The sequence below is a fragment of the Autumnicola tepida genome (genome assembly GCF_031846485.1).
In the GTDB taxonomy this organism is placed as follows: Bacteria; Bacteroidota; Bacteroidia; order Flavobacteriales; family Flavobacteriaceae; genus Autumnicola; species Autumnicola tepida.
On record NZ_JAVRHQ010000001.1, the window covers coordinates 40,066 to 56,218 of the forward strand.

Annotated in this window: 13 protein-coding genes; 1 reads left to right on the top strand and 12 read right to left on the bottom strand. The window is 41.2% G+C overall.

Annotated elements, in window-relative coordinates; all coding sequences use genetic code 11:
* The first annotated feature begins 53 nt into the window (after positions 1-53).
* Complete coding sequence (locus RM553_RS00195; protein WP_311532828.1) at positions 54-1,619, top strand: Fic family protein; 1,566 nt, start codon at positions 54-56, stop codon at positions 1,617-1,619.
* Between the two features lie 254 nt (positions 1,620-1,873).
* On the opposite strand, the gene RM553_RS00200 is transcribed toward RM553_RS00195, so the two are convergent.
* The 12 genes from RM553_RS00200 to RM553_RS00255 form a co-directional block, all read right to left on the bottom strand.
* The gene (locus RM553_RS00200; RefSeq protein WP_311532830.1) at positions 1,874-2,323 is read right to left on the bottom strand and encodes a DUF6730 family protein; all 450 of its coding nucleotides are present in this window, start codon (positions 2,321-2,323) and stop codon (positions 1,874-1,876) included.
* An 11-nt stretch (positions 2,324-2,334) separates the two neighbouring features.
* The gene (locus RM553_RS00205; protein ID WP_311532832.1) at positions 2,335-3,207 is read right to left on the bottom strand and encodes a relaxase/mobilization nuclease domain-containing protein; all 873 of its coding nucleotides are present in this window, start codon (positions 3,205-3,207) and stop codon (positions 2,335-2,337) included.
* Between the two features lie 45 nt (positions 3,208-3,252).
* A complete protein-coding gene (gene mbpA, locus RM553_RS00210) occupies positions 3,253-3,501 on the bottom strand; it encodes a mobilization protein MbpA (RefSeq protein WP_311532834.1) in 249 nt (82 codons plus the stop codon).
* A 360-nt stretch (positions 3,502-3,861) separates the two neighbouring features.
* The gene (locus tag RM553_RS00215; protein ID WP_311532835.1) at positions 3,862-4,527 is read right to left on the bottom strand and encodes a P-loop NTPase family protein; all 666 of its coding nucleotides are present in this window, start codon (positions 4,525-4,527) and stop codon (positions 3,862-3,864) included.
* Positions 4,520-5,314, bottom strand: coding sequence for a phage replication protein O (locus RM553_RS00220; protein WP_311532836.1), 795 nt, complete (start codon positions 5,312-5,314; stop codon positions 4,520-4,522). The genes RM553_RS00215 and RM553_RS00220 overlap by 8 nt, the downstream gene beginning before the upstream one ends.
* A gap of 4 nt (positions 5,315-5,318) precedes the next feature.
* The gene (locus tag RM553_RS00225) at positions 5,319-5,549 is read right to left on the bottom strand and encodes a helix-turn-helix domain-containing protein (protein WP_311532838.1); all 231 of its coding nucleotides are present in this window, start codon (positions 5,547-5,549) and stop codon (positions 5,319-5,321) included.
* 115 nt (positions 5,550-5,664) lie between these two features.
* Positions 5,665-6,390, bottom strand: coding sequence for a hypothetical protein (locus tag RM553_RS00230; protein ID WP_311532839.1), 726 nt, complete (start codon positions 6,388-6,390; stop codon positions 5,665-5,667).
* A 224-nt stretch (positions 6,391-6,614) separates the two neighbouring features.
* Positions 6,615-8,777, bottom strand: coding sequence for a glycoside hydrolase family 97 protein (locus RM553_RS00235; protein ID WP_432271437.1), 2,163 nt, complete (start codon positions 8,775-8,777; stop codon positions 6,615-6,617).
* Between the two features lie 172 nt (positions 8,778-8,949).
* Positions 8,950-10,326, bottom strand: a complete 1,377-nt coding sequence (locus RM553_RS00240) for an alpha-amylase family glycosyl hydrolase (protein WP_311532841.1) — start codon at positions 10,324-10,326, stop codon at positions 8,950-8,952.
* Positions 10,327-10,342: 16 nt separating this feature from the next.
* The gene (locus RM553_RS00245) at positions 10,343-11,410 is read right to left on the bottom strand and encodes a SusE domain-containing protein (RefSeq protein WP_311532842.1); all 1,068 of its coding nucleotides are present in this window, start codon (positions 11,408-11,410) and stop codon (positions 10,343-10,345) included.
* A gap of 11 nt (positions 11,411-11,421) precedes the next feature.
* The gene (locus RM553_RS00250) at positions 11,422-12,918 is read right to left on the bottom strand and encodes a RagB/SusD family nutrient uptake outer membrane protein (RefSeq protein WP_311532843.1); all 1,497 of its coding nucleotides are present in this window, start codon (positions 12,916-12,918) and stop codon (positions 11,422-11,424) included.
* Between the two features lie 6 nt (positions 12,919-12,924).
* Positions 12,925-15,828, bottom strand: coding sequence for a SusC/RagA family TonB-linked outer membrane protein (locus RM553_RS00255; RefSeq protein ID WP_311532845.1), 2,904 nt, complete (start codon positions 15,826-15,828; stop codon positions 12,925-12,927).
* Positions 15,829-16,153 lie beyond the last annotated feature (325 nt).

Genomic DNA, 16,153 nt, shown 5'->3' on the forward strand with positions numbered 1-16,153 from the left:
ATTCTAATAATTTCCCCCTCATTTTAATTATCTTGCGCTTAAAATTATTAAATATGACTAATAGCGCCCATTTTTATTATGATGCACCTGTTTTTCATGGTCTTAAAAGACCGGAAAAAGGTACAATTGTAGGGTATGCTGCCATAATTGATAAATTAGGACTTAATATTCCTATTCCTAAACCAGTGGCTTTAATCTGTAATCGGAATAAATCCTTTGTAAATGAGGACTGGCAGGTTTTCCCGCCGAGTTATTTGCCCGAAGATCATGAAAAACTTTCGGTAATTGAAGCTCTTTATAAGCACCTGGTATTTAGTTTAAAATATGAAGGTGTGAATTTATTAGTGTTTAGTGCACTTACCAGATACTTTTCACAAGAAGACCTTTATGAGCTAGTAAGTATTGAAGCTAGCGGACAGTATAGCCGGAGAATATGGTTTTTATTGGAATGGATTATGGGAAAAGAGATTTCTAAAAAGAAAGCACTATCTAAGAAAAGTTATGTTCCCGCTGTAGATACTAATCTTCAGTTTGCTATAACAGGAAAGAAATCAAAACGTCATTTGGTAATTAATAACCTTCCAGGTACTCCCTATTTCTGCCCATTAATTCATAGAACTGCAAAAATTGAATTTTCTCAGTCCGATATAGAGCAGAAAAAAAATGAATACCTAAAGGGATTAGGCAAGGATATCATACAAAGAGCCTCGGCTTTTCTTCTTTTAAAAGATTCTAAAGCTTCTTTTTCTATTGAGGGAGAAAGTCCGCGCAGCAGACGTGCAGCTCGATGGGGAAAGGCGATAGGGCAGGCAGGCACAAAAGATCTTTCAGAAGAAGAACTTCTGAGATTACAGCAAGTAGTGATTGAAAACAGTAGATTTATAGAAATGGGCTTCAGGAAAAAGGGAGGTTTTGTTGGAGAGCATGATAGGGCAACAGGGGAACCCATACCAGATCACATCTCTGCCAAACCTGAAGACCTGCCTGAACTAATAAAAGGTTTACTTGCTACAAATCAATTACTACTTGAGAATGATTTTCCAGCAGTTATGGCCGCCGCAAAGATTGCATTTGGTTTTGTGTTTATTCATCCCTTCGTCGACGGGAATGGACGTATTCATAGATACATAATTCATCACCTCCTGGCCAAAAAAAAATTTTCTCAGCAAGGGGTGGTATTTCCTGTTTCAGCCTCTATTCTTGATCATATTTATGACTATAGAAATGTCCTTGAAGATTATTCACACCCTCTTCTAAATCATATCGAATGGGAGCAAACACCTGATAATAACATCCGGGTGACCAATGATACTTTGGATTACTATCGCTTTTTTGACATTACCAAGCAAACTGAATTTTTATATAATTGTGTAAATGACACTATAGATAATATAATTCCTCGGGAAATTAGATATCTCTCAGCTTATGATGCTTTTAAAAGATGGCTGGATGATGAATACGAAATGCCTGATAAGATCGTAGCCCTATTGGTAAGGTTTCTTGAACAGAATAATGGAAGGATATCTAAAAGAGCACGAGAAAAGGAATTTTCCAAGTTAGAATCAGGAGAGATACTGGAAATAGAAGAGAAATTTATGGAATTGTTTAATGTGGATTAATGTAGAGATAGAAAATATATAGCCCCCAAATCTACCATAACTTACCTGCGCGAGGTTCCTGTGCTGTTTTTATAGCGTATGGGAAGTTAAGCGTGCCTGCCTGCATCCGGCAGGGGCAGGCAGGAAATAAAAACAGCATAGGGCGCATTCTACTTATGTTTTTACTGTAAATATTTGCCTGTTTTCAGGGGTCCCGAGATGATTTACTGTAAAAAGTGGTCACTTTGCGACAAGGCCAATTGTCATGACAATTCCTAATTCTGATCTTCCAGCCACCGGCAATATTCTTCTTTTATTTCAGGATATGAGGCAAAAAAATCCTGTTGTAGCTGATCATCTGATTTTGTAATGACGCGGTAAACTTCAAAGCTTTCTTCCCGTTGTGCATTGGCAGAATAACTAAAGTATCCTATCAATCCCAGGGCAGTTATTCCGAGTATTATAAAAAGAACAAGCAGGTAATCAGGAATAAGCCGGGCGTTTTTTAGTTTCTTATCAATGCTTCTCAGGATTTCATCCCTTTCCTGGCTTTGCGCTTCCTGTTTTTTCAGAAATGCAGCCAGGTTATTTTGCAAAGCTTCCGTGCTGATGGGAATGCTTAGCTCAAATAATTGCCCGCAAAGCAGTTGAAGCTTCAGCACAGCTTTTTTAAAGTCCGCCATTTCATCGGCCATCAGTTCCATAATTTCATCTAGTTTTTTCATCGCTTAAAATTTTAATATCCCATGCCTATGCCGGTATCTCTTACTACTTTTATAGCCCCTTTGACAATATCCTTGGCTATTTTAGTAGTTAAATTGGAGCTGAGTTGTACTGTTTTGTTTAGGAGCTGAAGGCTTTGCGGTACTTCTTTTAATAATGTAAAATTCCTGTTTTGGGAGATCTGCGCGATAAGCCTGTTGCCGCTCATGCCACGATCTACCTCGCTTGCTTTTAGGTTCACTCCTTTATACTCTATCCGAAAGCCTTGCAGCTGGTTAGACTTATTGATCGTGGGAATAACATTTACCTTGTGCTCCTTCATCTTGTGGATATACTCATCTAGGGACTTTGGCTTTGATCCCATTACCTTATCATTGATGTTTTTGATCTCCTGCCGGATTCCTTTTAACTCCTGGAGCCTTTGGTTTTGTATTTCCTGCACCGTAGTTAATCCTAGTTTATGGGCCACATGATCTGCAGCTAACTGGCTTCGCTTTCCAATAAAGCTGTCTTTATAGACTTCCCCGCTAAGGCTGATCCTATTGGCATAAATATGAATATGGGTATGTGCCTTATCGCGGTGGACAAACCCAATAGCCTGGTGGTTTTGCAGCTTCATCTGCTGCAAAAACTTTTTTGCCAATTCTCCCAGCTCTTTTGAAGTCATGTCCTTTCCATCTTCAATAGTGGGACTGACTACAAAACTTAAGGTGTTATTGGTGCAGCGCTGGTTTTGAGACTGGATGATCTTAAATTCTTCAGTGATTTCAGCTGGATTATCTCCTGCTAAATGTTCCTTTAGTACCACTTCGGCTTCTTTCTCCTGGTTCCAGCCATAGGCTAAAGAAGCGCCTGTCCTGGAAATAGCATGTCCTTTCCCGATCATTTTTTAAAGTTTTTAAGGTGGGTCATGATCTCTTCCGTAAGCTGGTTAACAGCAGCAGCCAGTTTCGGGATCCCGTTTTTTAAACATGTTGCCGATGCGGGCAAAATTGTTTTTGTACTGTACCAGCATCTGGTAAGCTTCCAGTTGCTCCGGACTGATGCGTTCTACAATATTCCGTTCAAAAGCCGTGGAGCGGAGATATTCGGAAAGGGAAATTCCTGCCCTGGCCGCTCTTCTTTGGAGCAGCTTCTTCTCGTAGATCGAGCAACGGATCTGGATGTATTCCCTTTTCATTTTTTCTTTTAAACCTTTGCAACCTCCGGGCGCAAAGCAAGATTTGTCATGACAATGACACATCTTGCTTTGTTATTCCGGAAAGATGATTACCCGATTTTTAATTACTGTTTTATTCCTGCCTGTTTTTATATTTTTTTAATCTGATCAAAGCTGAGGAGGTAAGCCGAAAAACTTTTTTGTTTATCAACTAGTTTAATTATTCACCTTAGGAATTTTAGAGAATTAATTTACTGGCTGAATCTTTTTTGGCTTACTTCCAAATCCGCTTTTCGGACGAACCGCTTTTTCCTAAGACGAAGCTTTTGCGTAGTCGTGGAAAATGTGGTGAGGACTTTTTGTTCATTGTATAGTTTTAAATTATTCCCTCCAGCTCTTACCTTCCCACTTGATGATATTAAACATTTCCGGCAGTCGGTCCCCAATATGATTTCCATATCTTGCCGCTATAGCCGATGGGTTTTCATTAGTGGTCACAAAAGTTTTGCGTTTCCGCCGATGCCTTTCAAAAAGTACTTTGCCGATAAGCTCTTCCCGGTTATAGGCTTTTTCTTCTTTTCCCAGGTCGTCCAGGTACAATTTTCCGTGGAAGTAGTGCTCCAGTTTAAAATTACTGCCTGGATTATTTTGCGCCTCATAATACCTGGTGAGCATATGGATTGTAGAGATACTTGGAAACCAGAGCTGGGTGTTTTGGGTATGGGTAACAATTAGCCTTCCCACTTTATGGATCGCATCAAACAAGGTGGATTTGCCCACGCCGTAATCCCCGTACACCAACAGCCCTTTATCAAGACTTGGGGTATTTTTAATTATTCCGAAGGCATTAAAATCCGGCAGCTGTAAAAAATACCGGAAAATGCTATAGATGACGGGCTGGTATTCCGGTTTAATCTTAAAATCCGGTGACAGGCTGCAGAACAGCTTCCAGAAATGCCGTTTACTGATCAGGGAATGATTATTTCTCAGAATTTCTGTTGACATGGTAACTTCTGTGGAATGAGTTTCCGAAGATGAACTAATCATAGCTTTTTATTTTTTGCCGGAGCCTGAGGTCCATATTTTCTGTTTTCACAGGTTTTTTTCCCTGTGCGATCAGTTGCCCTATTTTCTGCCGAAGCTTTTTGGTATCCAGGATAATCCCTTTCCAGAATTCATCGTTTCCATCAAGAAAATCATAAGCAAGCTGTAACTGGTTTTCTGAAACCCCATCTTTTTCCATCATTAGCCTTATGGGTTTTACACCATCCTCAAAGCTTAGCATTTCCGTTCTTTTTAAAGGCGCGCCTTTGTTTTTTAGGTTTTTCAGAAACAGCTCCTGGAATTTTACCGCCCATTCATAGTATCCCAGTTCATTTTCAGGAATTTCAGATTTGTCAATTTTCAATAATGGCTTATTAAAAAAGGTTTTATGGTTTATTGGTTTATGGTTTAATTGTTTATTTATACTCGCAATGCTCTGGACCTGCTTTGTACTGTGCAGAGACAATGCATTGTCCAGTGCTTTGGCTGGTGCTTCGGTATTTTTTACCAAAGCAATGACATTGGCAGTGTACTGGTTACTGCTTTTTTGGATCCATCTGATAAATCCCCAATCCACCAGGTCCTGTAATGCCCGGATATAGGTCCTGTAATTTTTGATGCCCAGTGCTTCCATGGCAAGATCAGTAGGAAAGCCAAACTCAGCTTTCCATCCTAACCTGTTGCAGCGTTCTATGGCAAAGAAGTAGATGGCGCTATGTACCGGTTTTACTTGCCCGGGATGGAGAAAGCTGTAATCAAACCATAACCTGGAGAATTCGTAGCTGTTCATAACACTAAGGTTTTGAATTTCTCAGCAGCCAGACATTGAGTTTTGTCCGCTCGAAATAGATCATCTTCCCACTGGGTTTGGAATGGGGTATTTTTTCTGCTGCTGTAAGTTTGTACATGTAGCTCATCGAGATCCCGGTGTAGAGGCAGGCTTCCTCTAAGGTGAGCACTTCTTTGTTCGCAGTAAGTAGTTTTTCGATGCGTAGCAAGCGATCTTCCAAATGTAAATCTTCCATGAGTTCTGTTTTTATGAAAGCCACCGAGAATTGTTGTCTTTCGGTTACAGAAACAAATGACCGACTAAAATCCCTGTCCGTCAATATGGTAACAGGTAATCCAGTGGTAATTACCTTATAAATGCTGCTGAAAGATCCTGGAGATCTCCTTTAGGTAAGAAGCCTTGTTCATGCGCCAGTCAGAAATGTTCTTGGAAGATAAATGCTGGCTGGCACCCTCTGAGTTTTGAAGAACGAAGTAGTATTTGACAAATTCCATCATCTGGTGATTCTCCAGGTTTTCAAACCCGATTATCAGCTGGCTTAGGAATTCCAGTAATGTTTGACGGTTGACTTGTTTTGGCCTTTTAGGAGAAGCATCTTTCCATTCCAGCCGATCTTTTTCCGAAAGCGGCTTTAGCAGGATTAAGCATTGGAAACTTTTGTAATTTCCGCTGAAGTAATTTGTAGAAAAAGAATCAAAAATATGCTTCTTTTGAAGGGGAGTTAAGGGAATGGCCTTCAAGTTTAGTTGTTGGAATTTCCTACTTTCATGATTTTCGGAAGTAACCACTTCCATACCCTCGGGATTAATTCTCACCTTCTTATTGGTAATGTGGAAGTAATATATGGTCGCACAAATTATTACGATCATGATATAGCTCACAATGTAACCGAGCTGTATCCATAGCGGAAAATGCAAAATCCATACATATAAAAGGAGCAATGTAGCAAAGGAAATAATGCAGGTTATAATCAGGTGAACGAACTGCGAATCGATTTCCTGGAGCATGAATTTAAAAAAGGCTGCCAATTTTGCCCTTAGCTGAAGTGTGAATATGGCCACCCGCTCAAAAAACATGCTATCTTATTTGATATTAGCTAACTAAAGATAGCGAAAAGAAAGGATAGGTTATTTAAATATGGGTCATGATATACTTTGCTCAAATGCAGAGCATGGATTTTCCTTTAAAATTTAGGCAATGGCTAAAAACAATAATTCAGTATGAATTATATCCATACTGAATTATCGGAACGTTTAAGCTGTAAGGCTGCTTTTAGTTAACGGCTGTATTTCTGGATGATTTAAATTCTTTTCAAGCCTTTCTGTTCTTCTTTGCTTCCCTCTTTAACGCTGATAGCAACTCCGCCACCGGGAGCCAACTTTTGTTTGAGTCTGCTTTTTGAATCTACCACTACCTTTTTAATACTATAGCTGTGCTGATTTGTGTTCCAACCTGCATCTTTTCCGTCAGCATAAATAGTGGCTATATACTTTTCGCCTTTCGGAAGGAAATCAAATGAAATTTCAGCCGTACGGGCATTCTCGTCCGTTATCCCTCCAACATACCATTCCTTCTTATTTTTTGCTTTACGGGCAATGGTAACATAATCACCAGGTTCGGCTTCAAGGATGAAGCTCTGGTCCCAGTCTACTGCCACATCTTTAATAAACTGAAATGCATCAGGATACTTCTTATAGTTTTCAGGCAGATCGGCAGCCATCTGCAGTGGGCTATACATGGTTACATAATAAGCTAGCTGTTTGGCCAGAGTAGTATTTACATTATGATCATCATTTCCGTAGGCCGAAAGGTCCAGCTGAAAAATCCCAGGGGTGTAATCCATAGGACCACCCATTAGTCTGGTAAAAGGAAGAATGGTGGCATGCTCGGGAGCAAGTCCGGCCATGGCTTCAAACTCGGTTCCACGTGCCGATTCCTGTGCAATCCAGTTGGGATAGGTCCTGTGCAGCCCCGTTGGCCTAACCGCTTCGTGACTGTTCACCATAATTTCGTGGTCTGCAGCTTCTCTGGCTACATGAATATAATGGTTTACCATCCACTGCCCGTCATGATGTTCTCCCCTGGGAACAATTTGGCCAACATATCCCGTTTTTACAGCATCATAGCCATATTTGTCCATAAATCGAAATGCGGTGTCTAGTCGGCGTTCATAATTGGTAGCCGAAGCGCCAGTCTCGTGGTGCATAATAATTTCTACTCCTTTGGAATGGGCATATTTATTAACTTCTTCTACATCATAATCGGGATAGGGGGTAACAAAATCGAAAACTTCTTCTTTCCAGTTACCAATCCAGTCTTCCCAGCCAATGTTCCATCCTTCTACCAAAACGGCATCAAAACCATTTTCAGCGGCAAAATCTATGTATTCCTTTACATGTTCGGTATTAGCGCCATGCCTGCCACTGGGGGTCAGATTTGTTGGATCTTCTTCAAGCTTAGTGTTTGTTTCTTTGGCATAGGCCCAGGTGCTTTTCCCCGTCACAAAATATTCCCACCATACTCCCATGTATTTCATGGGATGAATCCAGGAAACGTCTTCATAATTGGTTGGATCATTAAGATTTAAGATCAGTCTTGAAGAAAGTATATCGCGGGCATCATCGCTCACAACAATCGTCCTCCATGGAGAATGGGCGCCGGTTTGAATATAGCCCTTATTTCCCACTGCATCCGGAACAAGATGAGAAGTGAGAAGAAAATCTTTGGCATTTACATCCAGTTGCATTGCCGGATAATTTTGCAGTGCGGCCTCATGAATGTTGATATAGAGTCCGTCATCAGATTTCATCATCGAAGGGGTTTGTACCGAAGGATTTTCAATTGGACTTTGCGCAGTAATTTCTATAGTAGCCTCTTCCTGAAGTCCTGGAATTTCTGAAATCTTAGAAGTGGTGTATGGATATTCGTTAGTATCATAATCTCCCGGGATCCAGAAGATTTTATGGTTTCCAGAAAGCCTAAACTGCGTCTTTTCTTCTTCTATTACAAAATAGCTCAGGTTCTCTTGTCTGGGAAATTCGTACCGAAAGCCCAGGCCGTCATTGAAGAGCCTGAACCTTATCCTGATATTCCTGTAATATTCCGGCTGATATAGCGTTACTAATAGTTCGTTATAGTGATTTCGGATAACTTTTTCTTCTCCCCAAACCGGGTTCCAGGAAGTATCTACCGTTTGCTTCTCAGTTTTTTCCACTTCAAAGCCTTCCACCATAGAAGGTATATTCTTTAATTCCAACCCCAGGAAGCTGGGTTTAATAACAGGGTTACCTTTAAAATTCAGCTGGTACTGCGGTTTTCCATTAACAAGCTTAAATTTTAAATGTAAATCTCCGTCCGGAGAATTTATCTCCTGTGCAATTCCTAAGAGTGGGATGAGCATTAATAAGGTAAAAGCGAGCTTTTTTCTGCTAAAAATACCGTAGGGGGATCTAATAATTTTCATTAAAATATTTTGATTTTTCTTACTATCTATAAATGTTATTACTTAAGATTCTTCAATTTTTTCCTGTAAATACCTTGAACAATCCGGTAAAAAATTTTGATGAAAATTGGCAAATCTTGATTATACCCTGTCCCAAAAAATCAGGACAGGGTTTTCTAACATTAACAGACAATTATTTTTGTAATATTAAATAAGTATAAGGTTGTAAAGTGATTTGATCTTCCAGAGACATCTGATTTCCTTCAAAAGCATCTTCCCATTCTCCCTGTAGTTGCTGCGGAATTAAGTAATTGCTCTCCTGATTTCTGATATTAGATAAAACAAATACAGTTTCCTCATCATTCTGTATGGTGAATGCCGCCACATCATTACTGCTGTAGCCGGAATACTGGCCGTCTTCTATGGCAGTGCTGTTTTTCCTGAAGGCTATAATTCTCTGGTATTCTTCAAAAACTTCATTATTTGCCTGTGACCAGTCTATTGGAGTTTTGGTGAAGAATTCCAGGCGCTCATCGTAGGCTATTTCCTGCCCGTTATAAATCATCGGGACAGATTTCATATAAGCGGCTACCACAAAAGTGGCCAATGCTCCTTCTGTGCCCCCAAAAAGTTCCATAGGAGTTCCGTCGCTAAGGTTTACATCATGATTGGTGATGTAACGCACCACCCTTTTATCTTCATCGTAAACATTCTGGTATTCTTCGGCGTTTGCCATCTGAATTTCAGTGGCAGGTGCGCCATTATGGACTTCTTTTAAAGTCTCGAAGAAATTAAAACCAAAAATAAGATCAAAACCAGATCTCAGGTGCCTTTGCTCGCCACCTTCGGCCAGCATTAGCATTTCCTGGTCTTTAATTTCATCGATAGCTGAAACCGCTTTAGTCCAGAAACCTTCGGGTACGTAATCTGCAGCGTCACATCTAAAACCATCAATATTAGCATTATAGACCCAGTAGGACATGGCATCTATCATGGCATTTTGTAAATCAGGGTTATCATAATCCAGTTGTACCACGTCGCTCCAGTTGGTACCCGGAGGAGGGATCATATTACCATTTTCGTCGGTTTCGTAATATTCAGGATGTTCCGTAGTCCATTCGTTATCCCAAGCAGTATGGTTTGCTACCCAGTCTAATACTACAGCCATATCCCGGTTGTGAGCTTCTTCCACTAAATTCCGCAGATCTTCAAGATCACCATATTCCGAGCTTACTTCTTTGTAATCCCTTACCGCGTAAGGAGAACCTAGGCCCCCAGCGGAATTTTCGATTCCATTGGGATAAATTGGCATTAAATAGACTACGTTGGCACCCAGTTCCTTAATGTGGTCCAGTCGGGCAGTTACAGCATCAATGGTCCCTTCTTCACTGAAGGCTCTAAGGTTTACCTGATAGATGACTGCTTCTTCAGGTTCTGGCACTTCATTAAAAACTTCTCCGTATTGATCGTAATCTGGATTATCTGTAACCGCACCATCATCATCTGAATTGCAGGCGCTCATAAAAGCGGAGATGAATAGCGCTAGAAATATATTAATATGTTTTTTCATGCTTTTAAATTTATTTTTATAGAGGTTCTACAGTATAGTAAGCCATTGTTGAGTCTTCGGGGTCGATTAGAAAAGTGATGTGGTAATTGCCGGCAGCATCAATGGTATGTGCCCCGGGATCGTCCAAATAGGCAATAAAATCAGTGCTATTTTGAGAACCGTAATTTACTGTCCAGGCATCGTTTAATCTGAATTTTAAAGCTCCAGCCGAGAGTTCTCCAGTATATTCCCAATAACCTTCCTGGTAATTGTAGGTCATATCGGTATCACTATCCCATCCTCCCGGGGTTGCAGGCCCAATAATTCCAAAAGAATAAGGCTCTGCCATCCAGGTCATGGTATTCATATTTACAGTTATCCTGTAAGATCCTGTAGAAGGAACGGATAGGTTGTTGCCATCAAATATTAGGTTTCCATTTCCATCACCACCGTAATTCTCGCTCCAGTCCGGTGCTGTGGTAAATTTAAATTCTAAAGCGGCAGGATCGGTAAAGCTTATAATGCCTTCAAAAACTCCGGGTGTGGTGGTTTCTTTTAAAGTAGCTGCAGTAGCGGGATCCCAGCCCTGGTATGCCCCCGGTACATAAAGCACGGCATTACCGGCCATCTGGTTATAGGGGGTTACCTGCAATGAGCCCGCTTCTGAAAAAACAGGACGGTCCACATATGCCCTTACCCGGTAAACTATGGTGCCTTCTTCATCTGCTTCAAGACCTAAATCTTTAACCATATCATTAAGATCTGTAACAGACATTTCTTTGCTAAGTACATTGCTTCCCACGGGGACACTGGTTGCATTTTCCCAGGCGGTTTCACCAAGGGTGTCTGCCGGGACGTCAAATTGCAGTGTATAATCTACAGGGGCTTCTTCTATAGGAAAAATAACTTTGCTCCAGGAGATAACTAGGGCAGGCTGGTCCTGCATTTCCTGGGTTAAAACAATAGAACTTGTTGAAGCCTGGGGCATTCCTTCAAAATTCACCTCCTCTAAATAGGTCAGGCCATCATCATTCTTATCACAGGCAGTTAGTAAAAGTCCTGCAATTGCGAATAGCAGATAAAATATTTTTTTGAACTTCTTCATAAGTTAATTTTTTAATATCCGGGATTTTGTTCCAGGTTCGGGTTTGCATCTAAGGCCGAGGTAGGGATTGGAAATAATTCTCTGTATTCCTCTGATTCTCCTCTGAATTCATTCGCGTTAAGGAAGGTGCCAAAGCGGATCATATCCTGTCTCCTGTGGCCTTCCCAGTTCAGCTCAAAAGCTCTTTCGTCATAAATATCTTCCAGGCTAGGGTCGCCCTCCAGGGCAGAAAGACCAGCACGTTCTCTTATGGCATCTACCAGAGGTTTTGCTGCGGAAGCATTTCCCAGCCTCACATAGCATTCGGCTTTCATCAGCATGAAATCGGCGTACCTGAAGATTGGAAAATCATTTGAAGCTCCTCCGCCATCTAAAGGGGTCGCAGGATAAAATTTGATATTTCTTACTCCTGCGTAAGGGTCCGCTCCTGGATTATCCAAGGAATTTACCTGCGGGGTATAGGTGACGCCACCCGGTTGCTCACCTACCAGAAATTGAACTTTCCTGATGTCTGCATCACTGTAATTGTCATAAAAACGTTGGGGTACAATAGTTCCGTTCCAGCCACTTACACCAAAAAGTGCCATGGCATGCGGACCGCTCAAACTCCTTATGGTGTAGATATTCCTAGATACAACATTTGCTGTTGCAAACATGGCAAGAATAGTCTCATCAGCCGGCAGCCTGTCTCCAAAAAGTTCGTAATATTGGTAACCATTGGGACTGGCCTCATTTGCTGTACCAGGGTGGAGGGAAAAACCTCCCGCTTCCAATTCTTCAATCGCATTTAAACAATTTTGCCATTGTGCGGTGCCGGTGTAAACTTCAGCATTGAGGTAAACTTTGGCCAATAAGGCATAACCTGCCCATTTGTTAAACCTTCCGTAGTATTCGCCGTCCTTAGTGTCGGAGAGGTTAGGCACATTTTCTTCTAATTCAGAAACCACAAAGTCGTACACCTCCTGGCGGCTTGCCTGCGGAAGTTCTTCTACGGTTACATTATTTTCAGTATAAAAAGGAACATTCCCGTAATCGTCCATTAATAAATAATAGAAAAACGCCCTCAATACTTTTGCTTCTGAAATTTTGGCCTGTGAGGCTTCTGCATTTTCCAGTTGTTCCACTGCCAGGTTAGCGCTAAATACTGCCTGGTAAAGCCAATTCCAGGTATTGTTAACTATTAAATCTGAAGGTAACCATTCATGTTTGTAAAGCCTGGCAAAATCCAGTTGCCAGTCACCGGTATTCCTATGAGGGATCACCTGTTCATCGGCGGACATACTGTTTAAATCGTACCAGCCATTATCAGCGCCAGCATAACCTAAACCACCCCAATTACCGGCCACCTGCGCATAAACTGCGGCCAGGGCAACATCGGCTCCTTCGGGAGTTGAATAAAATTCGTCTGCCTGGTATTTATCATAAACTTCTTCTTCAACATCATCTGTACAGGAAAAGAAAAAGGATGTTATAAAAACTGCTAAAAATGTAAAATATTTTGATTTCATCTTTTTTTAATTAAATTTTACTTGTAAACCGAGTGCCACACTGGTAGTTCTTGGATAGATTCCGAAATCACCGCCAAACCCACTGGCTCCGCTAAAGTTGAGTTCTGGATCCACACCTGAGTAATCGGTAATGAGCAGGAGGTTATTCCCGGTAAGGGAAACCCTGATCGAATTGATGTATTTAAAGGTATCCAGGTCTATATTGTAACCTGCGGTAAGGTTTTCAAGCCTTACAAAATCTCCGTCTTCCAGCCAAAGGTCTGATCCATACTGAGAGGTAAAAAGCCCCAGGTCTACGGCGCTCTCCAGTACATTGGAATTACCGAGGCTTTCCATATAGCTTAAGTTTTGCCTTAAACCGTTATAAATTTTGTTGCCGCCGGAGCCTCTCCAGAGCATGGAAAAATCAAAATTTCTATACCTAAAGGTTGGATTAATGGCAAAATTATAGGTGGGTAGGGCAGAACCTTCCATCACCCTATCGGGGCTTCTGGTACCCTGGTCAATAGTTCCGTCGCCGTTTACATCCCGCACCACTTCGGCCCCAACATTATTTATGCCCTCGTGTTGCAAAATGGAGTAGGTGCCTATAGCTTCCCCTTCAATTAAGAAGGAATTGGTGCCCCACGGGATGTAATTAGTATTTAAATCAACCCCGTTTATGCTTCCGCTAAGATTAAGCACTTCATTATCCAGTAAAGATAAATTACCGCCAAGGCTAAGCTGTATGTCTTCATTGCTGATGATATCATAACTAAGAGCGAATTCCAGCCCACGATTCCTGATACTGCCCACGTTTGCGGCAATGGTGTTGTATGGAAACGGAGGTTGAGGTACGGTGTAGTTAAAAAGGAGGTCATCCGTAGTTGCCGTAAAAGCATCGATAGAACCACTTAGCCTGCTGTCAAACAAACTGAAGTCTACCCCAACGTTGGTCTGTTTTTTACGCTCCCATTTAAGGTCTTCGTTGGAATTTTGCGAAATTTGGAAATTTCGAATTTCCTCACCTCCAAAATAGGTGATCCCGCCAGGGCTAACCAGGGATAATGACTGCTGCGGAAATAATCCCTGCTGGTTACCGGTGATTCCGTAGCCACCGCGTAGTTTCAGCTGGTCAAAAATTCCGTCCTGCATAAATTCTTCTTCGTCTATTCTCCAGGCCACGGAAGCTGCGGGAAAATTACCCCATTTGTTGTTTTCTCCAAAGACCGATGATCCATCCCGACGATAACTTAAGGTAACCAGGTATTTATCAAGCAACGTATAATTAAGCCTTCCAAGGAAAGAAACCAGGCTACGGTCGTTCTTATAAGACGAAATATCGCCCGACCTTACATCCGAAAGATTGCCCGCCTGAAGAGCATTATAAGTAGTTTCGTTATTGAAGAACCCTCTGGCCTGTGCATAATTGCCCTGGTAGGTTTGCTGTTGCCACTCGTACAAAGCCAATGCATCTATTTTGTGGTCTCCAATGGTATTTTTATAAGATAAACTTACATTGGTTAATTTCTCATCCTGTTTACTGTTGCTAATATTGGCAAAACCATCCTGGTTAATTGCGTTGGCATCGGTGGATTCCACAGGTAAAAAGAATCCAACGGTGTTATTGGTTTTTCTCCAGCTTCCAAACCAGCCGAGGCTTAATCCTGCAAAGAGATCCAGATCGGTATCCAGGCTCACAAACAAATTATTGTTTTCCCTTTCATCTACAGTGGTTTCTGCCACGGCATAAGGGTTTAAATATTCAAACACGTTAGGGTCTGTGTAATAAGAACCATCTGTATTGAACACTGGGTCTGTGGGGCGCATAAAATAGGAGTTGGTGATTAAGTTTGAAGTAAAAGCCGCGTTCCCGATACTTTGGATACTATTGGTGGTCTCTAATATGCCGGTATTAATATTCATGGTAATATCCAGCCGATCGTCCAAAGCTTTTTGGGTTGCGGTAAGCCTTGCTATATACTTGTCGTTGTTGGAGTTAATAACTACTCCTTCCTGCAAAATGGCACTTACCGAAGCCCGGTAATTAAATTTATCGGTTCCCGCCCCAAAGGCAATTGTATGGTTTTGAGTATATCCGGTTTGGGTTAAAATATCATACCAGTCAGTATTCGAGCCATGATTTGCAGAAGCTGGCACCCCATATTGCTGTGCCTGTTCCCACCACTCATCGGGGCTCAGCACATCAAGTTCGTTTGAAAGGTAATCTACGGCCACTGTTGAAGAATACTCGAAAGTTGAGGTGCCGCTTTTATTGTTTTTTGTGGTCACTATAATTACACCCGGGGCACCACGTGAGCCATATACTGCTGTGGCCGAAGCATCCTTTAAAATATCTATAGATTTAATTTCATTGGGCGGGATCTGGTTAAGCAGGTCCATGTTTCCCTGTATCCCGTCTACTACCACTAACGGATCGTTGCCACCAATAAGAGAGCTAATTCCCCTAATTCTTACACTTGGAGTAGAACCGGGTTCGCTACCCTGTTGGTTAATATTTACCCCTGCGGCTTTACCTGAAATTTGTTGTAGCGGGTTTGTAATCGCCCCGCTGTTAAATTCTTCTTCTGAAACTGTAGCTACAGATCCTGTAACATCCCTTCTGGTAGAGGTGCCATAGCCGACTACTACCACTTCGTCCAGTCCTGAAACTGAAGTTTGCATGCTAACATCAATCTGGTTTTTATCTTCAACAGGGATTTCCTGCGTTTCAAAACCAATGCTAGAAAATACAAGTACAGCCTCAGGTGAAGAAACCGAGATGGAATAATTTCCGTCAAAATCTGTCATAACTCCATTAGATGTACCTTTCTCCAGTATGTTCACCCCGGGAAGTGGAAGGCCCTGATCGTCTACCACAGTTCCGTTAATTTCCCCTTGCTGTTTTTGCAGGTAAGAAACATAATTCAAAGTTGAATTTTTGGCCGTAGCGGGATTGGCACATAGACAAAAAATAACTAGAAACAGTAATTGGATATTTAGAGTAGAGGGGAAAAATATCTCCTGTTTCTTTTTTGGTTTTTGGTTCATATATTATCTCTTTTTATTAATAAAATTTATAAAACCATTATTTTGAAAACGTTTTCGTCTCATTTTTCAAAAGTAGTGCTAGAGGTAATGTTTATAAAGTTTTCATCAAAAAATCAAGGTTTAATAGTGCTTATAAATATTATAACAATTTGTATTACAGTATAATAACTATTGATATAAATCATAAAAATCAAGATCTTTTTGC